The organism is Streptomyces sp. NPDC043878 (genome assembly GCF_056435735.1).
Genome location: NZ_JBWKDW010000022.1, coordinates 1 through 25,779, shown reverse-complemented (window position 1 = coordinate 25,779; position 25,779 = coordinate 1). Strand labels below are relative to the sequence as shown.

17 protein-coding genes and 2 pseudogenes are annotated in these 25,779 nt (G+C 70.7%); 6 read left to right on the top strand and 13 right to left on the bottom strand.

Annotated features, from left to right (window positions below; genetic code table 11):
• Positions 1-94 precede the first annotated feature (94 nt).
• From AC07AZ_RS27460 to AC07AZ_RS27430, 7 genes are all read right to left on the bottom strand, one after another.
• On the bottom strand, positions 95-2,515 hold the full coding sequence (locus tag AC07AZ_RS27460) for a VWA domain-containing protein (protein WP_478852275.1): 2,421 nt from the start codon (positions 2,513-2,515) through the stop codon (positions 95-97).
• Positions 2,516-2,661: 146 nt separating this feature from the next.
• Positions 2,662-3,192 carry a Pycsar system effector family protein gene (locus tag AC07AZ_RS27455; protein WP_478852273.1) on the bottom strand — a complete coding sequence of 177 codons (531 nt, stop codon included), beginning with the start codon at positions 3,190-3,192 and terminating at the stop codon, positions 2,662-2,664.
• A complete protein-coding gene (locus tag AC07AZ_RS27450; RefSeq protein ID WP_478852271.1) occupies positions 3,189-4,580 on the bottom strand; it encodes a hypothetical protein in 1,392 nt (463 codons plus the stop codon). Before AC07AZ_RS27450 ends, AC07AZ_RS27455 begins: the two co-directional genes overlap by 4 nt.
• Positions 4,577-7,570, bottom strand: a complete 2,994-nt coding sequence (locus AC07AZ_RS27445) for a hypothetical protein (RefSeq protein WP_478852269.1) — start codon at positions 7,568-7,570, stop codon at positions 4,577-4,579. Before AC07AZ_RS27445 ends, AC07AZ_RS27450 begins: the two co-directional genes overlap by 4 nt.
• Positions 7,567-8,484 carry a hypothetical protein gene (locus AC07AZ_RS27440; protein ID WP_478852267.1) on the bottom strand — a complete coding sequence of 306 codons (918 nt, stop codon included), beginning with the start codon at positions 8,482-8,484 and terminating at the stop codon, positions 7,567-7,569. Before AC07AZ_RS27440 ends, AC07AZ_RS27445 begins: the two co-directional genes overlap by 4 nt.
• A gap of 414 nt (positions 8,485-8,898) precedes the next feature.
• Positions 8,899-9,897, bottom strand: coding sequence for a Crp/Fnr family transcriptional regulator (locus AC07AZ_RS27435; protein WP_478852265.1), 999 nt, complete (start codon positions 9,895-9,897; stop codon positions 8,899-8,901).
• Between the two features lie 623 nt (positions 9,898-10,520).
• Positions 10,521-11,318, bottom strand: a complete 798-nt coding sequence (locus AC07AZ_RS27430) for a maleylpyruvate isomerase family mycothiol-dependent enzyme (protein WP_478852263.1) — start codon at positions 11,316-11,318, stop codon at positions 10,521-10,523.
• Positions 11,319-11,580: 262 nt separating this feature from the next.
• On the opposite strand from AC07AZ_RS27430, the gene AC07AZ_RS27425 reads away from it, so the two are divergent.
• Positions 11,581-11,796 (top strand): hypothetical protein, encoded by a 216-nt coding sequence (locus AC07AZ_RS27425; RefSeq protein ID WP_478852261.1) that lies wholly within the window; start codon positions 11,581-11,583, stop codon positions 11,794-11,796.
• A 31-nt stretch (positions 11,797-11,827) separates the two neighbouring features.
• Here the strand turns inward: AC07AZ_RS27425 and AC07AZ_RS27420 are convergent, their stop codons facing one another.
• Positions 11,828-12,655, bottom strand: coding sequence for an SAM-dependent methyltransferase (locus AC07AZ_RS27420; protein WP_478852259.1), 828 nt, complete (start codon positions 12,653-12,655; stop codon positions 11,828-11,830).
• A gap of 293 nt (positions 12,656-12,948) precedes the next feature.
• On the opposite strand from AC07AZ_RS27420, the pseudogene AC07AZ_RS27415 reads away from it, so the two are divergent.
• Positions 12,949-13,856 (top strand): annotated as a pseudogene (locus tag AC07AZ_RS27415) (transposase); the annotation flags it as partial.
• 703 nt (positions 13,857-14,559) lie between these two features.
• Here AC07AZ_RS27415 and AC07AZ_RS27410 read toward each other — a convergent pair.
• Positions 14,560-15,420 (bottom strand): annotated as a pseudogene (locus AC07AZ_RS27410) (IS630 family transposase); the annotation flags it as partial.
• A 399-nt stretch (positions 15,421-15,819) separates the two neighbouring features.
• Here AC07AZ_RS27410 and AC07AZ_RS27405 point away from each other — a divergent pair.
• Positions 15,820-16,053: a hypothetical protein gene (locus AC07AZ_RS27405; RefSeq protein WP_478852257.1), complete on the top strand. Its 234-nt coding sequence runs from the start codon at positions 15,820-15,822 to the stop codon at positions 16,051-16,053.
• 82 nt (positions 16,054-16,135) lie between these two features.
• On the top strand, positions 16,136-16,618 hold the full coding sequence (locus AC07AZ_RS27400) for an N-acetyltransferase family protein (protein WP_478852255.1): 483 nt from the start codon (positions 16,136-16,138) through the stop codon (positions 16,616-16,618).
• Between the two features lie 472 nt (positions 16,619-17,090).
• Here the strand turns inward: AC07AZ_RS27400 and AC07AZ_RS27395 are convergent, their stop codons facing one another.
• Together AC07AZ_RS27395 and AC07AZ_RS27390 are read right to left on the bottom strand one after the other, a co-directional pair.
• Positions 17,091-17,315, bottom strand: coding sequence for a hypothetical protein (locus tag AC07AZ_RS27395; RefSeq protein ID WP_478852253.1), 225 nt, complete (start codon positions 17,313-17,315; stop codon positions 17,091-17,093).
• Entirely contained in the window at positions 17,312-18,022 is a 711-nt protein-coding gene (locus AC07AZ_RS27390; RefSeq protein ID WP_478852251.1) for a hypothetical protein, read from the bottom strand. The genes AC07AZ_RS27395 and AC07AZ_RS27390 overlap by 4 nt, the downstream gene beginning before the upstream one ends.
• Positions 18,023-19,004: 982 nt before the next feature.
• Here AC07AZ_RS27390 and AC07AZ_RS27385 point away from each other — a divergent pair.
• Entirely contained in the window at positions 19,005-20,999 is a 1,995-nt protein-coding gene (locus AC07AZ_RS27385) for a hypothetical protein (protein WP_478852249.1), read from the top strand.
• A 669-nt stretch (positions 21,000-21,668) separates the two neighbouring features.
• Here the strand turns inward: AC07AZ_RS27385 and AC07AZ_RS27380 are convergent.
• Positions 21,669-22,598, bottom strand: a complete 930-nt coding sequence (locus tag AC07AZ_RS27380; RefSeq protein ID WP_478852448.1) for an NAD-dependent epimerase/dehydratase family protein — start codon at positions 22,596-22,598, stop codon at positions 21,669-21,671.
• Between the two features lie 1,353 nt (positions 22,599-23,951).
• Here AC07AZ_RS27380 and AC07AZ_RS27375 point away from each other — a divergent pair.
• Entirely contained in the window at positions 23,952-24,716 is a 765-nt protein-coding gene (locus AC07AZ_RS27375; protein ID WP_478852247.1) for a glucose 1-dehydrogenase, read from the top strand.
• 366 nt (positions 24,717-25,082) lie between these two features.
• Here the strand turns inward: AC07AZ_RS27375 and AC07AZ_RS27370 are convergent, their stop codons facing one another.
• A complete protein-coding gene (locus AC07AZ_RS27370; protein ID WP_478852245.1) occupies positions 25,083-25,238 on the bottom strand; it encodes a hypothetical protein in 156 nt (51 codons plus the stop codon).
• Between the last annotated feature and the right edge of the window lie 541 nt (positions 25,239-25,779).

Sequence of the window (25,779 nt, the reverse complement as noted above, 5' to 3'; positions counted from 1 at the left end):
TCCGTGGCTCCCAGGTCCGCTCGGTGGACCTGCCGTGGGTCGTGTGCTGGGTGCCGGGGCCGGACCGGTACGGTGCGCGGTCCGGCCCCGGCGCTCAGAGGGCGTCGCTCAGGTCGTCGTCGTAGAAGGACCTCGGATACGGGTCGTGGGGCGTGGGCTCCTTCTCGTCCCGGTCGTTTCCGCCGGGCCCAGCCGGGGGCCTGCGACGACGCGGCAGCAGGTCGGCGAGCCACCGCGAAACGGCCGGTGTGCGGGGGCCGCGACGCGCTCCGGCCCCGGTGTCGTGCTCCACCCGCAGGCGTGCCTCGCCGTCGAGCGGGATGTCCTGGCCGAGCCGCAGCACCTGCTCCGCTCCGCCGGGCGTGCGCAGCCGGGCACCGGCCGCCGGATCGCGCTGGAGGGCGTACTCGCCGCCGGGGCGCGGAGCCAGCCGTGGGGCCGCGCCGTACTCGTCCAGTACGTCGAACCGGTACCAGGGACCGCGGCCGTGGGGCACCGTGATCTCGCTCGCCGTCCGTCCGTCCGTACCGCCGGGCACCGTGAGCCGGAGCCGCAGGCCGCCCGGATCGATGTCGGTGGCGCGCTGCCGCCGGCGCCACACCGCGTACCCGGCCAGACCGAGAACCGCGACGGCGGCGGCCATCAGTGCCCACCACCAGTCCTCCCAGACCCGCTGCCACCAGGCAGGCACGGCGGTGACGCGGATGGTGACCAGCTTCGCGTCGAGCGGCCGGCCACGCTCGTCCCGGTCCGTCACCTCCACTCTTGCGGTGAGCCGGTGCGGACGCTGCCCGTGGCCGATCGTGAGCCGCCCGCCGCGGTTCAGGGACGTGCCGGGGGCCAGGGTGACCTCCGCCGGGGACAGCGTGACCGCTCCCGGTTCGGTGTCCCGCGGATACAGGCGCAGGGTGCGTGGCTCCGTGGAGTCGTTGGACGCCATCAGGACGAAGGGCACGCTGTCCCCGGGGTGCGCCTCGGCGTCGCCGATGCGCAGTTCGGCCCGGACGTCCGGATTGACGGGGGCGGTGCCGGTGAGGAACGGGCGGTGGTCCGCGGTGAGTCCGATCGCCCCGAGCACGCCGACCGCCTTGAGCGGACCGTCGGCGCCCTTCGGGATCCGCACGGTACCCGTGAACCGGCCGTCGCCCGCCTTGCTGTCGCCCTGGTCGCCCCGGTCGCCGAGGACGAGGTCCCGCGGCCGGAAGCCGTCGCCGGTCAGCCTGCCCGAGACCCGCAGTCTGCTCAGGTCTCTCGGGTCGCTGACGCCCTCGCCGTCACGGGTCTGCAGACCCAGCTCGATCCGGACCCGCTCGCCGGGCCTGGGAGAGGCGGGCGTCATCACGATCGAGGAGCGGACGGTGCCGCGCCACTGCACCGCGACGCTGGCGAGCCGGTCCCGGTGCCCCTGCGGGGCGTCCAGACGCACCTGCCACTCGCCCGGCCGCGGGTCGGTGATCCGCAGGGATTCGACCTCACCGCCCGCCCCGGACAGTTCGAAGGTGGAGCCGTCGGCACGGGTGCCGGGCTCGACCTTCCTGCCGCGCGGGTCGTAGTAGGCGGCCTTCACCTCGGGGTCGCCCTTGGAGACGACGATGGAGGCGAGGGTGGCCAGCGGGGACAGCCGCAGGGAGATGTCGGCGGGCGGCGTGTCCTCCACGGGCGGGTCGGTGACCAGGCAGCGGGCGCCGGCGAAGGCACGTTGCAGGGCGTTGCCCAGCGTCCTGGAGTCGGGTACGACCGCGGCGCGCGGACGGGCCGCGGGAAGGTCGGCGCATCCCCCCTGGTAGCCGCCGGCCGCCATGGCGCTCAGGGCCCGCTCGTCGATGCCCTCGCCGAAGCCGAGCGGCCAGATCTGGACCTTGGCGCGGGCGGCTTCGGCCAGGGCCTTCCGCAGCTCGCGTTCACCGTTCTCCCGGCGGCTTTCGCGATCCGCGCCGTAGGCCGGGCTGTCGGCCACGTCGAGTCGGCCGTCGGTGAGCAGGAAGAGGATGCGGGGCCTGCCCGTGCCGTTCTCGCCGAGCCGGGTGACCGCCTGCCCGATGACGGCGGGGAAGTCGGTGCCGGTGCCGGTGCCCTCGTCGCGCCGGGCCAGACCGGCGATGCACTCGCCCGTCTTCTCCCGGGCCACCGCGTCGAGTTCGGTCGTCGGGCACACCTCGTCCACCGGGCTCTGCTCGTCGTTGTCCGCGCTCGCGAAGCCGAGGACGGTGAGCCGGGAGGCCGCGGATATCTCGCCGACCGCGATCCGGCCGGCCGCGTCCCTTTCCCGTTCGACGTCGGACGGCCGCAGGCTGCCGGACTCGTCGACCGCGACGGCCAGTTCCACCGGATCCGAGGCGGCCGGCGCGGTGACGGATCCGGCCGGGGCGGCGGAGGAGGGCGGGGCGGGCTGGGCGAGCAGGAGGACGGCCAGGACAGCCGCGGCGCGGCGCGCGGCGCGAGCCGCGTAACCGCTTCTCCCGCGTGGTGCGCGAACCGGCCCCCCGCGAACCGGTGCGGTGATGTGTGTGTCCACGTGCTCCCCTTCACTGTCACGTCATACAGGTGTATGTCGGGCGCGCTGACCGTGTGGTGGCCCGTACGCACGTCCGTTGTGCCCGCGGACGGATCGCCGCCCCTGATGGCGGTCGTCCCTGTCCGTCCCCGGGTGATGCGGCCGGTTCAGCCGAGCAGCAGCCCGGCCGCGGCCGACAGAGTCCCCGGAAGCAGCCAGCCGACCCCCCAGCGGATGCACCGGTACTTCCGGGCGAGGATGTGGCTGGTGTCGACGGCCTGGGTCAGCAGCCAGGCCGTGACGTCCTCACACGCTCTGGTCACCGCGTCGGCCACCCCTTGCGCCCCTGACGCCTCGTGCACCGCGACGACATCGGCGAAGAAGGTGATGCCGGGCCCCACCCGCTCAGTTCCGCTGTGCGGCAGCATCGCCCGAATGAGTGAAACAGAGCCCATCAGCCACATCAGGGCGCCTGCTCCCACCAGCACCAGGCACAGGGCCGAGGGACGGGCGGGCAGCCGTTGCCCGAAGCCGGTCAACAGGGCCGGCACCCCCAGCGCGACGGAGAGCAGCACCGATGCCTTGACATCCGCACGCCCCATGTCCTCACGGACGGCGGCGAGCAGACGCTCGGCCACGAAGCGCGCCTGCGTACCGACGGCGATCCCCGTGACGGGAACGCCGCCCGTGCCGGTCACCGGCTGCCGCCGCCCGCAGAACCCCGTCCGGGCCGGTGCGAGCCCGAACTCCACGCACTGTCCCCGGGTCCCTCCGACCAGAAGTCGTCGTCCTCGTCCTCCGGCGGCCCGGACCGGTGCGGTGCGCCGGAACCGGCCCGGACGGGCGCCGGTTCCCGCTCCACCTGATACACGGTCACCTCCTCCGGCTCGCCCCACCAGTCGTCCTCGTCCGGCCGGGGCGCGGGACGCGAGGTCCGGACGTCGGCCGCCGGCCGCTGTCCCGGACGCGGGTCCCGGGCAGCGCCAGCCGGCCGCTCCCCGCCGGGCCGGTATCCCGCGTCCGACGCGTACGGCGTGCCCGTGCGGTCCTCGTCCGTGGCGGCGCCGGGCGGTGCGGAGCGTCCGTCGGGTACGGACACGTCGGGTCCGGGGGCTTGCGGCGACCGGTCGGGCCAGGCCGGTTCCAGCGCGGGCACCTGCCCGGTGCCGCTCGGCCGGGCCCGGGTGCCGGGGGCGGGCGGCAGAGTGGCGCGGGTGGTGAACTCCTCGTGGGCCGGGTAGCCGTACCGCTGGTCGGGCAGCGCCATGCGGCGGATGTAGGCGTCGAGTTCCGGGGTGTTGACGCGTCCCTCACGCGCCATTCGGACCAGGAACTCCCGGTTCTCGCGCTGCTCCTCCGCCTGGGTCTCGATCATCATCTTGACCAGCTCCGAGACGTCCTCGCTGTCACCGGACGCCATGAGGTAGGCGTACTTCTCGGCGTCGGAGCCCTGGGCGATCGCGGCGAAGCCCTGGAAACGGATCGCGACGCGCTGCGCCTCGGCGTCGTCCGACCGCGCCCCGGCGACGAAGTCGATGTGCGCGCGATCGGTACCGACCTCGACGAACACCCGGGTGCGCAGGCCCACTTCCCGGCCGAGGTCGGCCCACTTCCCGGCCGCGACCTCGGACCGTACGGCCCGGTTGGCCTCCTGTGCGTGATGCACGGCGTACCGAGCGGAGACGTCCCGCAGCCGGTCGACGATCTCCGGGCCCAGATCCTGCTCCACGCTGGACAGTCGCTTCTCCGCGACCAGGCGGAAGTCGGTCACCTCCCAGCGCAGCTTCACCCTCGTCTCGAAGAAGGTGGCGGCGCCCAGAGCGGGCAGCTCGACGTCGAACGCCGTCACATGGCGGCCTCGGGCGATCTCGCACACACTGGTCGGCCGGGCCCATCTGCCACGCCGGTCCGTGTGGTCCGCGCCCTGCGCGGTGATCACGCTGCAGCCCCCGTCCTGGTAGAAGAGCACCGAGGCCACCTGGACGCCCGCGTGCCGGAACCCCCTCTCCCGCAGGATCCGTTCGCGCAGGAACGGCCCCTCGACGTGCTCCGGGATGATCAGTTCTTCCTCCGGACCCACCGTCACCTCTGTTCCTCCCCCCGGCCCCTGGGGCCGCCGCTCATCGTTGCCATCGAGGCCAGTACACGGCGCTCGAAGACGTCGGTCATCGGTTCGTCGGGTGCCTCGGCCATGGTCGTCAGCAGCCAGCGCAGCCGCACGGCGTCGCGGCGGTCGCGGATCATCCGGGGCAGCAGCCAGAGCAGCGCCTGGAGGATCTCGCCCGGGGGCGTCGCCGCCCCGCTGTTCGTCGCGGGTGCCGCAGCCCGCCCCGCCTCCGCTTCTCCGGGGTCCGACTCGAAGACGTACGTCCGCGGTCCGTGCCCCGGGAGTGCCGCGTCCGCCTCGGCGGCCCGCAGCCATATGGCCAGGCCGTCGGTCGCGGCCTCGGCCGACAGATGGCTGTCCAGAGCCCGCCACAGCAGGTCGGCGAGCGGTTCGGCCGCGCCCTCCACCACCACGGCGAGCGCGAGCGCGAGGGGCCAGTGGGTACGGCGGGCCAACTCCGCGTCGGTCAGGGAGGTGAGCGCCCGCGGCACCGGCGGACGGGCCACGGACCGGGCGCGGCCGGCCTCGGCGCGCGGACCGGGGCCACGCTGCATCCCGGGCAGACGGTGGGGGACCCGGCTACCGCCGGTCGCCCCGGTCCGGGCGGCGGACGCCGCCTCGGCCGGCGACGAAGGTGCCGCCGGTGAACCGGTGGCCGACTCGTCCGCCTCCTCCGGCTGCCACATGTCGTCGGTGCGCGCACAGAACAGGCGTACGGCGCAGAGCATCGCCAGGCGCAGCCGCTCGCCGGAGGCGTCGTCGGACCACTCCCGCAGCAAGGAGACCGCCTCGCCGGCCCGGCTGCCGGTGGCGAGGCGGGCCGCGGCGTAGGAGGCGACGAGCGCCTGGGCGCCCTCGTCGCGGCTGCCGATGGCGCACAGCAGGTCCAGGGCGCCGCGGGTGTCGTCCACGACGCGGCCGAACCCGAGCGTCAGCGCCGCGGTCCACCGCAGCGCCGCCACCGGCGCGTCCGCCCAGTCCGTGACCACGGCGCACACCGCGGAGCGGTACGGTTCCCGGCCGGCCGCCTGACCCAGAGCGGTCGCGGCGAAGAAGCGGCGTCGGGGATCACCCGCGACGGCAAGCGGCCGGATCAGTTCCGTGAACCCGTACCCCAGATCGGCGGTGGCCAGTTCGCCGGCCACCACGGCGGCGCGGACCCACACCTGCGGGCGGGTGTCGCCCGCCAGTGCGCGCAGCCAGCGGACCACGGGGCCGCGTGCGGCATGGTGCCGGTGCCAGACCTCGGCCAGTACCGAGGCGGCCAGCGCCTCGCCCCGGTACGCCACCGTGCGCACGGGCACCGGCACGCCGCCCACGGACTCCTCCTCGCCGTCGCACAGTTCGGCCCGGCAGGCGGCGAGCAGACCCTCGAGGTTCTCGGCGAACACCGGCCGTCCGTGCGTCCGGTCGGGAGCGCGCGCGGTGAGGATCTGCTGCGCGAGCAGTTCGGCGGCGTCCGCGACCGCGCTGAACGCCTCTCCGTCCAGTACCGCGAGCGCGATCCGGAACGCGGCTTCCCGTACCCGGCCCTGGCCGTCGTCCGTCCGGTCGGCCGCCGCCACGCGGCCGCGGTCGGCGGCCGGACCGCCGGCCGGGGGCAACGGGTCGGCCGTCCCGGTGAACCACTCACGCGCCTGTTGCCGCGCGATCTCGGCGCAGGCGTCCAGTAGTTCCTCGCGGCGCATCTCGCCGCGTACGTGTCGCGCCACCCAGAGTGCGAGCGACTCCGCCTCGGACGGGCGCAGGGCCTCCGGCCGTATGCCCAGCGAGGCCAGGAAAAGAGGATGCGCGAGGATCTGTTCGCCGCGGGTGACGGCGTCCGGACCGGGTTCGTCGCAGAGATGCCGCATCAACTGCCAGGCGAGCAGTTCCCCGGCGGGAGCCGGCGGACAGGTCCGGCCGTAACGTCCCGTCAGCAGGTACCCCGCGGGCGAGGAGGGGGAGACGACGAGCACCGCGTACGCGTTCTTCACGGCCAGCCGCGCCGCGAGGGCGTCCAGATGCAGTTCCTGCGGCGCGCTCCAGTCCCCGGGGAGGTCGGGCAGCTGGACGATGAAGCCACCTCCGTCCGGGACGCCGCCGGCCACCGCGTCGGGGTCGTCCGACATCAGTCCGAGGTCCGACGGGGCGAGCCGGGTGACGCGCCCCTGGGACGTGACCCCGGCCGGGTTTCCGGTCCCGGTGCCGCCGTCGGTCTGCTCCGCCTCCCGCGCCGGTGCCCCCGAGAGCTTCCCTGGGCCGGACGCGGTGGTGCGGGCGGCGGCGGTGAGCTCGTCGAGCAGGCACAGCCCGGTCGTCAGCCGCCCGGTGCCGGGCGGACCGCCCAGCACCACCACACGACGCCCCTGCAGCACCTTCTTGAGCGCGGGATAGCCGGCCGGGGGCCGGTAGACCTGCCGCAGCCGGTCCAGTTCGTCCTCGGGCACGTCCCCGAAGACCGGAACCGCCCCGTCCCGCGCTCCGACGTAGACGTCACCGAAGTGCGCGTGGGCGAAGCGGCTCCGGTCGAAGACACTGCTGTTGCCGCGGACGTCGAAGCGCGCCTGCGCGGCGCGCTGGGCGCGGGTCGCGGCACGCGCCTCCCCGGGCACGCCCTCCTCGGCCAGCGGATCCCGCATCGCCTCGCGGAACCGCTCCTCCTGCCGCGCCTGCCACTCGGCGCGCTCCTGTTCGGCGCCTTCGCGACTGGTGTGCGCCTCCGGATCCTCCCGGTGCGCGTCGCCCTCCATGCCCTGGTCCCGTCCCGGATCACGATCGCGCTCCGGGGTGTCGTCGTGCCCGGCGGGACCGCGGTCGGCGCCCCCGCCGTACTCCTGGCCCGCCCCCCGCCCGTTCCGGCCGGACGTGCCCCGCTCGGCGCCGCCGTGGGCGCCGGCCGGGTGGTCCCCCCGGTGCCGCGGCCGGTCCTGGGCAGGGGACGTGCCCCCGAGCGCGACGGGCCCCCCGCCTCCGTCGTCGCCGTTCAACGGGTCTCCTCGGTGTCGTGGTCGCCGGTTCCGGGCGGGTTGGCGCCACCGAAGCCGACCGGTCCGTGGAACACGGCACGGTCCTGGACGACGCTGGTGCCCCCGTGCACCTGGATGTCCCAGCGGGCGCCGGCCTCCGCGTCGACCGGCCAGTCGTCCGGACCACCGGTCCGGCGGCGCCCGTCGGCGGAAGGCCGGCCGGCCGCGGGCGGGGCGGTGTCCCCCGGGCCCGTCCGCGGTCTCCGGCCTTCCGCCTCGGCTCCCGCGGACGCGCCGCCCCCGTGTCCTCCCGTGGGCTCGTCGGCGGGAAGCATGCCGAAACCCTCGTCCCCCGGCAGCGCGGGTCTCGGCTCCCCCGGCACGTGGAACCAGGCGGTGGTCCGCCCCTCCTTGAGGGTGACCTGTGCCCGGCGGTAGGAGGAGGGCTCCACGAAGCGCCCGCCGTGCCGGACCACGTCGTGGTGGAGCGAGTCGGAGACCACACAGACCAGATCCCGGCCCGAGTGCTCCAGCACCGTGCGCGCCGTCGACGAGTCCGCCAGGCGGCAGACCAGGTCCATGGCCTCGCCCGACAACCCCTCGTCGTCGTGTTCCACCGGACCCACGTGCAGTCCGACACGCAGTCCGAGCCGACGCGCCAGGTCCTCGTTCTGGACCCGATGCCGCTGGTGCATCTCGGCGAGCCAGGTGCCGAGGATCTGCACCGGCGGGATACGCGAGTCCACCGCGGCGATGAAGCCGTCCCCCCGGTCCTCGAGGTGGAGCATGCCCCGGGCGACCCCCGAAGCGGCGAAGGAGGAGTGGGCAAGGTCGTAGATCTGCGCGCGCATCCGCCGCTTCGCGCCGTTGAGGTACGTCCCGGATCCTCGGGCATCCACGCTCATCAAGGTCTTGTAGACGGCACCGCCGGTCATCCGGTCCTCCCCTGTCGTTCAGTGACTGCACGTCAGCATGTCGGCTCCCGCTGCCACTGGATGTGGTCGTTTACACATCCGGTCGCAGCACATGGAGCGCGGGCGCGAAATGCGCGCCGTGCGTAGCGGGGCCGCACTTCGCTCCGCACACCAACACAACCTGTGGGGGCTCTTGACAGGCGCTCCGTCGAGGGGGAGAGGGCAGGAGGTACCCACCGGCATACGAATCGGAAAACGGCGGACCCACGAGACGACGGCGCGGAGCGAGAGGCCCCGGAGCGAAGAGGCCCCGGAGCGGAGTGCGCCGACAGCAGGCAGTCGGCGGGTGGCGTGGCGGCGCGACGCCGTACCGAGGTGAGGAGGGACGGAGCGGGACCGTCGGGACCGCTAACACCAACAGGAACAGGGCCAGGATCAGTGGGCCGGGAACCCGATGTTCCCTCCGGCCGCCAGCAGCCGCAGCGCGTCGCGGTCGATCAGCTCGATCCGCCGGGGCCGAGTCCGTACGACTCCTGCACTGCGCAGCAGCCGCAGCGACTTGGCCACCGCCTCACGGGTGGCGCCCACGGCATCCGCGAGGTCGTGCTGGGCCAGTTCCGCGAGCACGGGGAGCTCGTCGCCCGAGGGCTGGACCCCTGCCGGGCCACGATTCGGGGTACCCGGCCCGGAAACGGCGCGCGGTCCGTCCGGACCCGTCCGGATTTCCGGCGCCCGCGCGCGGTGAGCACCGGCGCCGTCGGCGGCCGCGTGCCCCTGAGCCGGCGCCGCCCCGTTCGGCGCCCGCCCTCTCACGCCCGCCTCCGGTGTTCCTGCGTTCCGCGCTCCTCCGTCCGGCTCCCGCACCCGTGCGCCAGGCACCGGTCCACGGTTCGTCCGCGGCTGCCCCGGCCCAGCGGGCGTATCCGCCTGTCCGCTGCCCGGGCCGCCCTGCAGCTCGCCCAGCTCCAGAAGCCTGGCGGCGACGCGCTGCATCACCGTCAGCGAGGCGAGCGCCCGGCGCTCCTCGTCGGCGGAAGCGAGCCGGGCCACGAGTTGAGCCATGAGCAACGCCCCGACCCGCGGGTCGCGCGCGGCGAAGGCGCGGAACCGGACACCGGAGACCACCAGGGCTCGTACCGGCCCCAGGGCCGTGACGGTGGCGCTCCGGGTGGCGTTGCCCAGAGCTGCCATCTCGCCCACGAGTTCACCCCGCCGCCGAAGGGCGAGGATCAGCCGGGCCGACGAGCGGTCGGTGGCCGTCGACACGACCGCCCACCCTTCCAGCAGCACCAGCACATGGGTGCTGTCGTCCTGCTCCAGCAACAGGTGCTCGTCCGGCCGGAAGGTCCGCTCGGCGCCGATGCGGAGCAGATCCTTCCGTGCTTCGGAGTCAAGGGCTTCCAGGAACGTGCGGTCCTGCACCACCAAACCCATGAGATCCCGTCACTTCCAGCGCAGGGAAGGGGAGTTGAAATGAGGTGTCACCTTACTCGTGTGGCGGTACGCGTACACGGGCTACCGCACGAGTGGCGCCCGCCTTTCCCGAAGCCCTCACACCAGGTTCGCCCGTGTACTTCGGGCGGGCCACCGGTCGCCCGGGTGCTGGGCCTGTCGAGAGTGAGGGTGGAGAACGAGCGGTGGACTGCGTTCCGTTCGCACTACGGCATCGAAAGCATGTACTGCCGTCCGGGACTCGAAGGTGCCCGTGCAACCTTCGAGCGACGTCGGGGTCCCGCCTGCCCGCAGGCGGGACCCCGACGTCTGCGGCGACTGCCCCGCTTCAGGACGCCCGCCGCAAGCCCGACGCTCAGACTGGTCGTCGCCCGCGCTTGCCGGGCAGTTCGTCGGCCTGGGCATCCTTGATGACTTCGGCGATCACGAGGACTCACTCGACACCCGAGCAGGCAGGGAACGCGACTGTTGCAGCCAGTCAACTGCGACGATAAGCAAATCGCCGTCTGCGTGTCGCCGGTGCCGCCCCCGTCGCCGGCCGGATGGGCCCCGCTGTGCGGTGACCGCACAGGGCGGATGTACGGCGCTCCGGCAGGCCGTTGGGATCAGAAGGCCGTGTGGTCGATCCAGCGGTCGAGGACCGTGGCGTCTCCCGAGACGTCGAAGACCGTCTCCTGGTAGGACCGTCGGCCGTAGAGCAGCAGCAGAAGATCCGCCGCCTGCCCCCGCACCGCCGCCGTGTCCGGCACGGACTCGGCGACCCTGCCGGACAGCAGCCGGAAGCCCGACGGCTCCAGCCGTACCCGCCATTCCTCGCCGGCCGCATCCGTGCACCGAAAAGCGATCGTCTCGCCGTCGCCGCGCAGCTTCGTCACTCCAGGCGCGAAAAGCCCCGCGTATGGCAGGTTCACCAGGAACTCGTCTACTCCGTCCGCCGCCAACACCGGGTCGACGTCCGGCTGCCGGCCGACGGCACGCTCCGCGTCCACCCGGTGCACCAGCGTTTCGAACAGCATCCGGCGCGCCCAGAACCGCGCATGCCGGTCCTCGCCCCATGTCCACATCGGCGCGTCGGGGTCGGTGTCCCGCAGCACGGCCGCCACGTCGGGCACCCCTGCCGTCACCCAGTCGGGGTAGTCCCGCGGGTCGTCGGGCAGCCCCAACTCGACGTCCCGGTTGCGGGGAGGCTCCTGCACGCGCCGGGACAGCAGGGTGCAGAACCAGCGTTGCAGCGAGCCTACGTGCCGGGTGAGCTCGGCCAGTGTCCAGTCGGGGCAGGAGGGCACGGCAGCCGTGGGGTCGGCGCCGCGTACCGCGTCGGCGAACCGGCGGGTCTCCCTCTCGATCGCCTCACGGTAGGTGTCGTACGGGAGGGGATGTCCCGCGTTGCTCGTTGTCGCCATCTGCTGCCGCCGTTCTGTCACGGGTACGGATTTCGGTGACGATCAGTGTGGCGGCCGGAGTGCACTCGGAGGCAAGTCGGCCTCGGGTGCCTCGTCCTTGCGGCTGCTGCAGATCCACGCCGGGGCAGTTCATCCCGAGCGCGCACGACACAGCCGGACCTGACCGAGCTCGATGGCGAGCCGGCCGACGTCCTCGCCGCCGCCCAGACGGCAGTCGATGCCCCGGCCGGGCTGGGCACCATCGTCTCCTACGCATACCGAGGTGGCGCTGCCCACGACGGGCACGTGGTCCAACCTCGGCAAGGGCGGCGCCCAGGCGGACATGGTGCTCACCGTGCCCGAGGACGGGGCGCCGCTGCTGCTCGTGGTGATCGACAACTGTTGTGAGTCCGCGCAGGAACTCGCCGGGAAGATCGACAAGTACATGCGGTTTGGGCAGCGCAAGGCCATCCCCGGCGATGTGACGGCCGAGGCGTAACCGCCCGGCGATCGCCATCCGGAGATCAGGTTTACGCTTTCCGGGCCAGTCCGGCGGCGATGAGGTGTTCCCAGACCGTGAGCTCTCTTCTTTCGCCGCTGCTCCACGGGTTGTCCCTCTCGTCGGGGCGCCACAGGGGCGCGGGGACGATGCCGGGGTCGAGGATCTCCAGGCCGTCCAGCAGGGAGGCGATTTCCGCGTCCGTGCGCCAGCGGCCGCGGCCGAACGTCTGCTGGAGGACCTTCTCGGCCTCCGCGGTCTCCGGGTTGCTGCCGGAGCGGAAGTGGCTGATGAAGAAGTAGCTTCCGGAGGGGACGTTGTCGCGCCAGTAGCGGACGATGCCGGCCGGGTCCTCGTCGTCGTTCACGTGGTGGAGGATGGCGCTGAGGATGACGGCGACGGGCCGGGTGAAGTCGATGATTTCGAGGGTGTCGGGGTGGGTGCGGATGCCTTCGGGGTTGCGCACGTCGACCGCGACGACGCGGGTGCGGTCGTTGTTCTCCAGCAGTGCGCGGCCGTGGACCAGCACTTGGTCGTCGATGTCGACGTAGACGACGCGGGATTCGGGAGCGTGCCGTTGCGCGACCTGGTGGACGTTGTCCGCGGTCGGCAGGCCACTGCCCAGGTCGATGAACTGCCGTATGCCGGTGGTCTTCGCGATCTCCCTGACTGCCCGGGTCAGGGCGGCGCGGTTGGCGAAGGCGATGGCCACCGAGCCGGGCAGGTCGCGCTTGAACACGTCGCCGATCTCACGGTCCACGGCGTAGTTGTCCTTGCCGCCGAGCAGGTAGTCGTAGACGCGGGCGATGCTGGGCTTGGCCGGGTCGATGGAGGAGCCTTCGTACGTCATGGCGGCCATTCTTCCCCGCAACGTCACCTGGCCACCCTGGTTTTACTCCTACGGAGCCCAGAAACGAGCCCAGCCGGCCGGCGACACCATCGTCATCGTCCACGAGGACAACTCGGCACCCAGACAGGCCGGGAACGCGGCATCCCGCGCCGGGCCGCACGCGGCGACTACTCCTAACCCCGCGTCCTGGACCTTCGGTTGGGGCGGTCCATCAGCCCCAACCGAAGCAAGGCGAAGTCTTGGCTTGTCGTTTGGGCCTTGACGCCTGATCTTGGACACACGAGACACTGGATCCTGAGGAGCTGAGAACGGAGCTTCCCGTCGAGGTGCCGGGCCGGCTCCGCTCGGACCGGGTCATGCGCAAGCTCGTCCCTGTGCCGTGGATCTGCCCTCCGCAAGGAGGTCGCCCGCCCAAGCACGGAGGCGAGTTCGTCTTCGGTGACCCGGCCACGTGGGGCGAGGCCACCGCGGTCTCCGTCCCCAACACCGACCGATACGGGACCGCCACCGCACAAGCCTGGCACCGGCTCCCCCTCCGGCTGACCCGCTGGGCGGCGTGGCTCGACCACGCGGGCCGTTGCCGATCATCGAGGGCACCGTGATCCGGTTGACAGTCGTGAAACTGCCCAGTGGCGGGGTGCACGCCCGTTGGTCGGGCACCGGTGGCGCCATGGACGACGGCACCGGTGGCGCCATGACGACGCCGACCGGTGCTGGCAGGTATTCCCGCGAAGGTTCGACGTGGAGCACACGTTTCGGCTGCTCAAGCAGACGCTCGGCTGGACCAGGCCCCGTCTGCGGGATCCGGAAGCAGCCGACCACTGGACCTGGCTCGTCCTGGCCGCACCCGCTCAGCTCCGCCTCGCTCGCTCGCGAGACACCTCCGTGGCCGTGGGAGCGGCCGGCGGAACCGAACAGGCTCACCCCGGCCCGAGTGAGGCGGGGGTTCAGGAACCTGCCGGCGAAGACGGGCACGCCAGCTGGTGCACCGCAACCCACCAGGCGCGCCCCCGGCCGCCCGCCTGGCTCGAAGAACCGACAACCCGCCACCCGCTACGACGTCGGACGAGTCCTCACCACCGGCGAGTCCTACACCCGACCCGCCCACCACAAGCAGGGAACCAAGCCCCGGCGCACTGGCGAGACGACCCGTCCGACGCCCAATCCGGGGTGCGAAGCAGTCCCCGGATCCGGCATACTCGCCCCGTGAACAACAAGCTCAGAAAGGACGATGCCGCGTAATCGGCCGTCCCAAGTCCGCGCCGCCGGACGTCACCCGAGGCGGCAGACGCGTGGAACACCAACGCCTGGGTTACCCCGTGGCTCTGGCAAGCTTGCCGGCGCGGTTTCCCGCCTCGAACACGATCGGCTCTGGCCTGGGGCGATAGCCCAGGCCTTGCAGCAGTGGTCACGAACAGCCCGCCGCCCCGGTCGTGCTCTCTCCGGCGGTTGCGGTTGCCCCATGTGCAACCCCTTCTACACGACCGACGAGCGGGCAGTTCTGGAAGCGGCAATGCACGCTCTTCCGCCACGGGCGGCGCGTGAACTGCGGCATCTGGTGAAACCGCTCGACGACCTCTACATCGCCAAAACCTGGCCCGACCCCTTCGCGTCGCCCGACGACGGATGGTGGGTAAGACGCTGTTGGGGGTAAGCGTTGACTGGGGGAACGAGTCAGGGCGCCGTGCCTCGTCTCGCTCTGGAGCACAGTGCAGATGAACCCCTGGGCTTCCCCAGCAACGGCCGCCTGCTCGTAGCTCATACCGAAACGCAGCGGTCCCACGCTCACGAACGGGGTGTATTCCCACCGCGCACGGTCGGCCGCGTCGGCAACCGGCCACACCCGCCACCCGCCCCTTTCGTGCCCCTACAGCCCGCGATGCCATGTGCTGCACAACCCCAGCTTCACTCGAAACCAACCGCACCCGATCGAGGTCGGGTGGGTATGCGGGAAGCAGGAACACCGTCAGCCATGCACGCTCGGCGATCAGCTCACGCGTGGCGTGGGAGACGTGGGTGTTCACGCGGTCCCACACCAACACGATCGGCGCCTTCACGAGCTGGTGGGTGCCGTCGATCAGCGCGATGAAGTCGCGCTCGCCCAGGCTGCGGCGTCTGCCCTTGCCCGAGGGGTGGGTGCGCAGGCGGTGGCACACCCGGGTGCGGGAGCCGGGCCGCATGGCGATCAGCCCGGCCACGGACAGGCGTCCCGAGCGTCGTCCACTGACCGTCACCTGCGGGGTCACTCCGCGTCGGCCCCAGGTGCGTCCTTTGGGCGGCCGGCGGGTGAAGCCTGCCTCGTCCTCGAAACGGATGTAGCCTCCGCAGGCCGCCCGGGCTCTTTTACCTCGTCCCAGGTGGCCTCCTTCCAGACGATGACGGCCTGCTCGTCACGCTCGGCGACCCGCCGGGCGGGGACCTGCGGGCTGAAGCCGAGACGGTGCATCAGCCTCGTCGCCCCGGAGAGGCTGTAGGAGACGTGGAACTTCCTGCCGATCAGCGTGGCCACTCTCGCCGCGGTCCACACCTGGTCCTCCATCCAGCCGTGCGCGACAGGGCCCTGCTCCAAATACGCGGCCAGCTTCTCCAGACAGCGCGGGGACAGACGGCACCGGGATCCGCTCGGGCCACGGGAGGCCAGAGCCCGCACATCGCCCTCCCGCCACAACTGGTGCCACTGGCAGGCCGACTTCGGGCTCGCCCGCAGGCGTTGTGCCCACCTCTGACGGCTCGATTTTCTGCTCGAACAACTCGGCCGCCTGCAGCCGTACCGACTATTCAACGACACTCAAGATGCCTATGTGGGTGGTGAGTTGAAGGCATGCTGTGTGCCGACGGATTCGGACGCATGCCGGTGGGGTCGGGGTGTTCGTTGGCGGCGACACCTTGCCGATGAGGAGGGCATGCGAAGGCCCTCCCGACGATTTCTTGGCCGAGTCCGGGAGGGCCGTGCAGCGCATGGAGGCGCCGGTGCTCACGGCAGAGGCGGACGCGGCCCACCTGCTGTCCTACGAACAGCTGGAAACCGTCCATATGCCGACCAATCAGGGCATGGACCAGGACTCCCCACTGTCCTGCCTGTTGGTCGGCCAGCCCACCCTGAGACGGACCATGAAGCTCGCCTCCTGGCCGCTCTGGAGCAGCGGACTGCTCTGCGTTACACGATGCCGGGCATGCCCTCGACCGAGACGACCAGCTACGTCGCCCACCACCTGAAGATTGCCGGGCGCCCGGACCAACTGTTCACCGAGGACGCCCTCACGCTGATCCACACGACCCCGCGCGGCTATCCCCGGGCGGTCAACAACCTTGCCCTGCAGGCACTGGTCGCCGCGTTCGCCACCGGTAAGAACCTGGTCGACGAGGCCGCCGCCCGCGTGTCCGTGAGCGAGGTTGTCGGCGACTGAGATGTCCGTTTCACACTTCCCGGTGTCCCGCCGGTCTCAGAGCACAGGTGGATGTCAGTGCGTTGAGCTACCGTCACGCGGTATGAGTGATCAGCAGCATGCGGTCATCGTCCGCCGTGCCCAACCAGCCGATGTGGATGGCCTGGTCGCGTGCAGTAACGCGCTGTTTGCCGAAGATGCCGGGACGAGAGATCCGAGCGTCGACGTGAGTTGGCCTCGCGAGTTCGGACCTGCACGTTTCGCCGCCGGCATAGACGACCCGACCAGGCTCCTTCTCGTCGCGGACTGCGACGGGCAGGTCGTCGGACACCTCACCGGGTCCGTGGCTGAGGGACCTGCGATGAGGCCGGTCAAGATCGCGACACTCGTGAGCATGTATGTCCAGCCGGCCCACCGCCGCGGCGGACTCGGAGCACGTTTAGTCGCGCAGTTCTCGGCCTGGGCGAAGGAAGCGGGGGCCGAACTCGCCGAGGTGACCGCGTACTCCAGCAACGCCGATGCGATCCGCTTCTACGAACGGAACGGTTTCGCGAGTCAGTCAGTGACGTTGCAGACCGCTTTGTGAGATCAGGCCGCAGCCGGCATCGCGGCCTGGGCGATTGGCGCTCGCGCTGATCCCCGGGCCGAACCACCGGCACTTGGCCGAAGAAAACGACACCTTACCGACGACCCCGCCAGGATGCCCACCGGCGGGGCTTCGCCGTCACACCCCGTCGGCATCGTGAACGCCGCCTTCGTCGGCATTTTCAGCGCCGGGCAACATACCGACTCCCGGCGCAGCCGTCCCTCAGCAGCCAGCCCGCCCCCATCCGCATACCTCACACACCACGGGATACAGCCACCACCCCTGGACCATCAGGGGCTTCACAAAAGTTCACCCTGACGAGCCGAAGTCAGTAACGCACCGAGTTGGTGCTGCCCCGGCGCACGATCTGCTGTCGCTTCTGCCCCTCCTGGTCAGTCAGTCTGCGCACGCGGACAGGCTGGGCCACCGCGCCACGTTGGACGGCCTGGCACAACTCGCGGGCCTGTGCGAGTCAGCCACCGCCACGGGCGGCGGAAAGCCGGTCGAGTTCTGCCAGCAGCAGTGGCACCACGCAGCACCGCCGGTGGGCGGGGTCGCGGGCCTCGGCCTGGCCGAACGCGGCGGCGATCACCGCGGCGGCGTCACGGTCGACCGAAGCGGTCAGCCATTTGGCCCGGGCACGCGGTCCCTTGCGCAGCGCACGGCCGCCGGTCCGGCCACCGGGCACGGCGATCACGTCGTGCGGCGCCGGGGTGCCGGGGCGGCGTCGTAGACGCAGGCCAGCGCGGCCATCCGCTTGCGGCAGCTCTTCTTCCCGGACGCGAGGCGAGTGCGGAAGACACCCCGTCCGCGCTTCTTGCCCGCCGCGGCTTTCGTGGTGTCCGGCCGCGGCGCGTCCGGTCTCATCACGATGCCCTTGGCATCGGCGGAGAGCACCAGCAGCACCTCACTCGTGGACGGCACCAGGGTGCGCTTCGTATAGAAGGCGGCCACGTCCACCGCGGCGGCCCGGACCAGCTTCTCCAGCTGCCGCTTGCCGGCCACCTGCCCGCACCGGCGCTCGACCGCCCGGTGCGCGTCGTCGTAGGAGCCGCGAGCCGCCTCGATCACCGCCAGGCGGCGAAGACCGAGGCTGTGCCGGGTAAGCGGGAGCGCCAGGGCGTCATCGGCCGGGTAGCTCTTCGGTTTGTCTGGAGCCCTGAAGGGCAGGCGGCGCACGGTGACCGGGCCCACCTCGGTGGCCAGGGCCCGCTCGTGGCCCCGCTCGACGCGCGCCCGCCCGTCCACCACCACGGCAGCGGCGGCATGATCGGCCTCCTCCCGCAGGGCACGCAGGTCGAGGTGGTCCTGCAGCAACTTCCGCATCAGCTGTCGGCCGCGCTCGGTGAACAGGTCTTCCAACTCGTCGTGGGTGAGCCGGCCCGCCCCCAGGGAGCCGAGCACTCCGGTTAACTCCTGGAAACAGATCGTCGCGCGGGCAAATGGGTCAGCTGCCACAGCAGTGTCGTACCGTTCCATCGGGCTCTTCTTCCTGGCGCATCGATTGGTCGCACTTTCGACGGTAGGAGGAAGAGCCCGTCAGCGCGCCGGTTTCCCCACACTCCGCGCGACGGACCCGGCCGCCTGCGGCGGCAGCACGAACATCCCCGGTCCCTCAAGGCCGAGCCAGCCGCGCTCGGCGAGCCGGCAGAGGCCCTGGACTCCTGTCCGACCTGAGTCAACGATTCTCCCGCGCCCGGGCCCGCACCTTCGGCCGGGGCCTGGCCGAGGATCTCCGTGACCGTCTCCCGAGTGATCACAAGACGCGACAGCATCGCTTCCTCGTGCTCGATCGCCTGCGTCAGCTCGGCGACCCGCCGCCGCAGGCGCTGGAGGGCTCGACGTTCCGCGGCCGGTCTCCGGGGCGGAATGCGGCGATGGGCCGCCTGGTGCTGGGCACCGGGATGCGGAGCCGGGAGTGGGCTTTCCGCCCCAGCTACACCCCAGGTTGTACACCGCCAACCACCCTGGTTGCAGGCGCAGTTCAACCCACGGTTGGGCGAGAGGCAACGGCCCCTCCAGCTAACTTTCACCCACGGCAACAACGCCTCGGGCGGGCTCTGCTTTGGATGGGATCAAAACCACAATCCGCGATCGCCCGTCTCCGGAGCGGTCCGATCTGACCGGCGGCGGCGCCTCTGGTCCGTCCGCCCTCTTGAGGGGAATTCACGTGACCGTTCGACGTAGACGGAAATGGATGGGTGCTGCCATGGCGGCCATGCAACCGGTCAGACCTGTCGGCAGCCGCCGAGGGGTTGCTTGGCTGGCAACGGTGGCCAGTCTGGCCGCCGCTGTGCTCGTGCCGTTGGCGGCGCCGGCCACCCACGCGCAGGCTGCCGCGTCGGTTTCCCCTGCGGGGCAGTGGTATCTGAACCGTGGGCGGATCATGGACAACGTGGTGGTGGCGCCGAACAGCACAACCACGGTCGCCGTCGCGGGCCAGGGCTTTTTGCCCTCCTCCAACCTCGCCTCGGTGGCGCTCAACCTCAGTGCCGAGGGCGAGACCGGCAGCGGATCGCTGAAGGTGTACGCCAGTAACGAGACCGAGCCCACCGCGACCGCACTGAGCTACGGGACCGCGAACTACCGAGCGAACCTGGTGATCAGCAAAGTCGGCGCGGACGGCAGGATCAAACTGGTCAACACCGGGTCCTCCACCGCCCGGGTGTACCTGGACAACCAGGGCTACACCTTCCTCACCTCCTCCTCCACGACGGGCAGCACCTACGTGCCGGTCGCGCCCACCCAGATCCTGACCAATGTCACGATCGCGGCGAACTCCACCTACCGGATGTCGCCACTGGACAACGGGCCGATCCCGGCCCTCGGGGTCCAGGCAGTCTCCTTGTCGGTCGCCGCGTTGAGCTCCGGGACCGGAACCGTCCGGGTCTACGCCGCCGGCGACATCACCCCCGCCGACGCCACCCTCGACTACGCGGCAAACACCCCCGCCCAGAACTTCGCGATCGCCAAGATCGGTGCCAACACCCTGCTGGACGCCAACGGTTCCGGCATCGTGAACATCAACAACTTCGGCTCCAGCCCAGTCACCATCTCGGTAGCAGCCACGGGGTACTTCTCCAACACCGCCGCCGGCGCGCTGACCCACGCGCTCACCCCGGCCCGGATCGCCGACAACGTCACCATCGCCGCCGGCGACAAGTACGCCCTACCCGTGCTCGGCCAAGGCGGCATCCCCACGTCCAAGCCCGCAGCGGTCGGCCTCAACCTCACCGCCACCAGCAGCGACGCTGGCCTGCTCACCGTCTCCTCGGCCGGACTGACCGACGCGGGATACAACACAGTCTCCTACCAGGCCAACACCCCGGTCAGTACCTTCACCACCGCGCGCGTCGGCTGCGCCGGGCAGGTCGTGCTCAGTAACACCGGCGCCTCGCCCGTCACCGTCTCGGTCGACGCCTACAGCTACTTCGGCAACCCCGACACCAGTACCGCGTCCACCCCCGGAACGACCGCCGCCACCATCGAGAAGGTCACCGGCGTCACCGACATCAACCAGAAGACCACCAGTGACGCCAGCAATGTCACCGTCTCCTCCTGTACCGACGACACAGGGACCGGCACCGTCACCGTACCGAGGACGGCGTCCTCCGGCGTCTCTGTGACCACCAGCTCCGGAACTGTCACCGTCGGACTTCCCGCCACGGGGACCGGAACGCGGTCGGCGACCGGGACGGTCGTCTACGCGGGTGCCCAGAGCGGATACTCCACCGCGGTCCAGCCCACGGACGACGGCGGTTTCCGAGCCCTGGTCACCCTCAACGGCAGCTCATCGCCGACATCCTTCGACTTCCCGGTGACCATGCCGAGTGGTGCCAAAATGGTCGCCGGTGACGACGATGACGACGGGGCCGTCAGCATCGTCAAGGAGTCCACCGACGCGGACGGGAACACCCTGGCCGCTCAGCTGGCCATCATCGAGAAGCCATGGGCCACGGACGCGGCGGGCGTCAGCTGGCCGGCGACCTACACCGTCAACGGCAACACACTGACTCTCCACGTGAACCTCGCCCCGGTCACCAACGCCTCGGGCGCCACCGTCTCACCGACATTTCCCGTGGTGGCCGATCCCAGGTGGAAGTGGACATGCTGGTGGCATCTCTGCGGCACGATCTACCTGAACCGTTCCGAGACCGCAAATGCCCGGGACGCCGGCTACCTCGCCACCGCCGTCTTCAGCTTCTGCGCAGGCATCCTCAGGACGAGCGTGATCGGAATTGCTGCTTGCGGAATTCTTGGACTGACCTCGTCCGTCCTGTCTATCGCGGCAAACCGGTACTACAGCGCCGGAGGCTGCCTCAAGGTCAGGATTCCATCAGGCCAGGCCCAATTCCAGCAGCGGGGCAACTACAACTGCTGAAGCCGTAGACGGAGCAGATCGCGAAGTCCAGGTGGTTGGGCAGGCACCCCCGCTGTGGCGAGGAGCCGCTACAAGCCTGCCACTGAGAGGTTCTGACCAGCCGTGACGGCCTACCGCGTGCAGCCGTGGGCCGTCACGGCATGACCGGCGAACCGCTTCGGCAGCACCGGAGCCCGGTGGAGCGTCGAGGGTGCCGAAGCCCTCCTCCTGCTCCGCGCCGTAATCATCAACGGGACTTCGATGAGTACTGGCTTCACCACATCGAACAAGAACATCTCCGCACTCGGCAGGCCCGCCACCAGGACGGATACGCCCTCACCGCTTGACCGAGCAGGTCACTACGAAAGAGCCACACCCTACGGAGTCAGGTCCCAGGGCATCGGAAAGTCCGCCGACTCCAGGTCCTCGAAGGCGGCGGTCTACACCACCCCAGCCTTGGCGCGAGCCACGTAGTCCCCGCTGTCACCACGTACCGCCAATCTGATCACCCGTCGAGCCTATCGGCGCCCGTCCAGACCACGGAAAGAACATACGACCGTGACGTCTTCCCAGGCCCCGGCCCTACCCGAGGAGTGGGACTGGCTGATGCGCCGGATGTGCCTGCCCTACATTGCGCAAGGCCGCCGCCGACGTGCTGGCCACCGCCCGAGCGCAGTGGCGCTGTGGTGTTCAGGTGGTGTGGGCTGGTGGGTTTGCTTTGTGGGTGGTCCAGGTGGTGGTGGTGGTGGGGTGGGGTGTGGTGTGGGTGGTGTAGTCGTGGGTGAAGGGGGTGGTGGGTTGGGTGTTGAGGTGGGTGTAGAGGGGGGTGGTGTCGTAGTAGTGGTCGGTGGTGAGGAGGGAGAGGTGGCGTTGCCAGTTGGGGTGGGTGTGGGGCCAGTTTTGGGCTTGGGTGTGGGTGATGTTGCCGGTGGGGTGGGGGAGATGGTGGGTGTCGGCGTGGGTGGTGAAGAGTTCTTTGGTGGTGGTGGGTTGGGGGCGGGCGATGTGGAGGATGGGTTGGGTGGGGAGGGTGGGGTGGTGGGTGAGGAGGGTGATGATGTGGGCGAGGTCGTGGACGCTGATGAGGGAGTGGAGGGCGTGGCCGTGGTTGACCCAGTGGGGAAGGGTTTTCATGAAGTGGGTGAGGGCGGGGGTGAGCCATTGGTCGTGGGGGCCGTAGATGAGGTGGGGGCGTAGGACGAGGCCGCCGGCGGCGAGGACGCGTTGTTCGCCGGCGAGGCGGGTGATGCTGGTGGGGGAGGTGGGTCCGAGGGGCGCTTCGAGTTCGGTGAGGCCGACGTGGCGGCCGTCGCGGTAGACGGCGGTGGTGGAGAGGTGGATGAAGCGTTGGACGCCGGCGTGTTCGGCTTCGGCGAGGAGGGCGCCGGTGCCGGTGTCGTTGACGGCGCGGCATTGCTGGAGGTCGTTTCCGATGTGGGAGGCGAGGTGGAGGACGGTGTCGATGCCGTCGCACACGCCGCGTAGTGAGGCGGGGTCGGTGAGGCTGCCGGGCCATATTTCTATGTCGGGGGCGGGTGGCTGCGGGCGGGTGGTGTGCAGTGTCCCGGTGGGGCGGGGGTTGATTGCGGTGGGGTGTGGGGCTGTCTGGCCGGCTCTCATTTTTCCTGCCGGGTCCGGGGCTGTCCCTGCGGTGCCTGGCGCCTTTCCTTTGACGGCGGGCAGGCTTGTTCCGTGGGTGTGCAGGTCCGTGGTGTGCGGCTGAAGCGTTCCGGCCCGCAGGTCTGTGGTGCGGGGGCGCAGGTCTGTTGTGGTGATGGGGGGTTGGGGTCTGGTGGTGGCGGGTTTCGGGGGCTGGGCGCGGTGGGCGAGGAGGCGGAGTGCAGGTGGGTGGGGGGTGTGGGCGGTGAGGAGTGCGGTGACGTGGGAGCCGACGAATCCGGAGATGCCGCCGGTGATGAGTATGCGCTGTGCTGCCATGTGTGTGTCCTCCTGCTGCGGGTGCGGGTCTTTCTGGTGATGCGGGTTTCCCGGGACTTGAGGGTGCTGTGGGTTCCTGCGGGTGCGGGTGCGGGTGCGGGTGCGGGTGCCTCAAGTCCTCCTGGTTGTACGGGCCTTGCGGATCCTGACGGGCGCTGGGGGTCTGCGGGTGTTGTACGTCCTGCTGGTGGTGCGGGCCTTGTAGATCCTGTGCGGCTCCATGGGTCTGGTCTTACTGCTTGTGCAAGTCTTGTTGGTTGTGTGGGTTGTTGGGGGTGCTTTCGGCCGCATGGTCCCGGCGGGTCTGACGGGGTCTGGCGGGTGCGTGCCGGGCGGTGTCGGTGTGGGTGTGGAGTGTTCTTGTGTCGTGGTGGTGTGAGGTCGGTCAGTTCAGGGGGTGGGCGGCCTGGTCCCCGGTGACCTCGACGTCGGCTCATGCCGCGGGCTTCCTGGGTCCTCATGCCGCGGGCGTCTTGGGCTTCTGCCTCGGGTTCCGCCCTGAGCTTCTGGCTCCGGGTCTCGCTCCCGGGCCCCTGTCCTGACCCTCACGCCGTGTCCCGCTCCTGGCGTGTCCTGGGCGTCACATCTCCGTGCCCCGCGTTTGGCTCCTCGGGCCCCGCCCCAAGCTCCGCGCCCCGCGTTTCGCTCCCCGGGTTTCCGTCCCGCGCCCCGTGTTTCGCGTTCCGCTTCTCGGGTCTCGTCCTGAGTTCGTTGTCCTGAGGTCGTCGTTTCCCCGTTCCGTTCTAGGGTTCCTGTCTCCGGTTTCTGTCCTGGGTTTCTCGTGGCGTGTTGTGTTTCCGGGTTCCTGTCCTGGGCTGTCTACGCGGTGAGCTTGTGGTGCTGTGGGTGGGTGGGGGCGTGTGTTGGGTGGGTTGTTGGGGAGTGAGGGCGGGGCCTGGGGTGGGGGGAGGGTCTGGGGTGGGGGTTGTTTTTGGCTGGGTGTGTCGGGTTGGTGGGTGGGGTGTGGGGGTGGGGTTTAGGCCATGTGTTTGGCTTCGTGGTGGTGGGGGTGTGTTTGGGGGTAGTTTGCTGATCATGGTGGTGGAGGGTCTTCTGGCTGGTAAGTGCGCTTTGATTACTGGGGCGAGTAGTGGGATTGGTGCGGCGGCTGCGCGGGTGTTCGCTCGTGAGGGTGCGGTGGTGATGTTGGTGGCGCGGCGGGAGGAGCGGTTGGCTGCGTTGGTGGGGGAGTTGCGGGGGGAGGGTTTTGAGGCTGATTACGTGGTGGCTGATGTGGTGCGGGGTGGGGAGGTGGCGGGTGCGGTGGCGCGGACGGTGGGCCGGTTCGGGCGGTTGGATGTGGCGTTCAACAATGCGGGGGTGGGTGCGCGGCAGGTGGCGTTGCATGAGATGGGTGAGGATGTGTATGACGTGATCATGGATACGAATGTGCGGGGGGTGTGGAACTGTCTGCGTCATGAGATTCCCGCGATGTTGGGGCGGGGTGGTGCGATTGTGAATACGAGTAGTACGGCGGGGTTGGTGGCTACTCCGGTGGCTGCTCCGTATGTGGCGTCCAAGCATGCGGTGGTGGGGCTGACGAAGGCGGCGGGGGCGGAGTACGCGGCCCGGGGTATTCGGATTAATGCGATCACTCCGGGTACGACGCGGACGGAGATGATCGAGGGGTGGCTTGAGCAGGAGCCGGGGGCGGAGGAGTTGCTGCGGGGTGCGGCTCCGCTGCCGCGGATGGCGGATCCGGTGGAGATCGCGGAGGTGGCGGCCTGGCTGTGCAGTGACCGGGCCTCGTTCGTGGTGGGTGCGACGGTGCCGGTGGACGGTGGCTGGACGATCCGCTGACCAGCGCGGTAGCGGTCACTGTAGGCGCGCCGACCGGTGTGGTGGCCGGGGTGGCTGGTGTGGTGTGTGGGCCGGCTGGTGTGATGGCCGGGGTGGGTGGTCATGGTGGTGGCTCCTGCTGGTGCCGTGGTGGGCAGGCCGTCGCGTCGCCCGGGGGATGCCTTCGCGTCCTGCTGGCCCGTTCGCGCTCGGCCCCCGGGCGCCTTCGCGCCCTGCAGGCCGAAGGCCCCGTGCATCGCGCGCGAGGACGTCCGCACGGCGCTTTCCCGGGCCTTCCGCTCCGTACCAGGGGGATTCTGGCCGGCTGGCAGTGCCGGCGGCGGGCTGTGGTGCCGCTGGTTCCCGGTCCAGCGAGGTTCTCCCTGTTCAGCCCGGGGTGATCCGGGTGATGCTGGAGGCGGGGCCGCAGGTGTCGCCGCTCTTGGACGAGTCGTCGTTCGGGCCGCAGTCGGGGCTGCGGGGGGCGTGGCGGCTGGCGGGGATGCTCGCGGCAGCCTGCCGCGAGGATGGGGAGGCGAACACGTCTTCTGTCCTTCGGCCGGTTGTTTTCCGGCCTTGGTCTGGGGCTTCCTCCGGTCTTGGTCGGGGCCCGCTTTCCCGGTCTTTGGGTGGGGGCTTCCTCCGGTTTGGGTCGGCGCGTTTTCTGGCTTGTGGGTGGTGTTTTCCTCGGGTCTGTGTTCGGTGCTTTCGGTGGGCTTCCGTTTTGGTCCTTGGCCCTGGGCTTGTGTCTGCGTTGTCGGCCCGGCTTCTGGCGGGTGTCCTGGTGGGCTTGGGCTGGGTTGCGTGTCCCGGGTTGTGGTTCTGGCGCTTTTCCCGGTCTGGTTTGGTGGTTGTCTGGCCGGGGCTTCGGCGTTTTTTCCGGCGTCTGCGGCCGGTAGTGGGGCCGGCCTGGGCTTCGGCGTTTTGTTTCGGCGTCTGCGGCCGGTAGTGGGGCTGGCCCTGTGTGTCGGCACGCCGGTGTGGCGTTCCCGGCTTTCGGCTGGTGTTTTCTCCCGGGGCCTGTGCTCGGTGCCGGCTGGTGTTTTCCCCGGGGGTCGGCTTCATGTCCTTCCCGGGTTGTGCT

What these genes read in the sequence shown, in the direction of transcription:
- AC07AZ_RS27440 (WP_478852267.1), bottom strand. Translation starts at nt 8,484, where the DNA reads ATGACCGGCGGTGCCGTCTACAAGACCTTGATGAGCGTGGATGCCCGA.
- AC07AZ_RS27435 (WP_478852265.1), bottom strand. Translation starts at nt 9,897, where the DNA reads ATGGGTTTGGTGGTGCAGGACCGCACGTTCCTGGAAGCCCTTGACTCC.
- AC07AZ_RS27430 (WP_478852263.1), bottom strand. Translation starts at nt 11,318, where the DNA reads ATGGCGACAACGAGCAACGCGGGACATCCCCTCCCGTACGACACCTAC.
- AC07AZ_RS27380 (WP_478852448.1), bottom strand. Translation starts at nt 22,598, where the DNA reads ATGAGAGCCGGCCAGACAGCCCCACACCCCACCGCAATCAACCCCCGC.
- AC07AZ_RS27405 (WP_478852257.1), top strand. Translation starts at nt 15,820, where the DNA reads ATGCCCTCGACCGAGACGACCAGCTACGTCGCCCACCACCTGAAGATT.
- AC07AZ_RS27420 (WP_478852259.1), bottom strand. Translation starts at nt 12,655, where the DNA reads ATGGCCGCCATGACGTACGAAGGCTCCTCCATCGACCCGGCCAAGCCC.
- AC07AZ_RS27385 (WP_478852249.1), top strand. Translation starts at nt 19,005, where the DNA reads ATGGACAACGTGGTGGTGGCGCCGAACAGCACAACCACGGTCGCCGTC.
- AC07AZ_RS27400 (WP_478852255.1), top strand. Translation starts at nt 16,136, where the DNA reads ATGAGTGATCAGCAGCATGCGGTCATCGTCCGCCGTGCCCAACCAGCC.
- AC07AZ_RS27375 (WP_478852247.1), top strand. Translation starts at nt 23,952, where the DNA reads ATGGTGGTGGAGGGTCTTCTGGCTGGTAAGTGCGCTTTGATTACTGGG.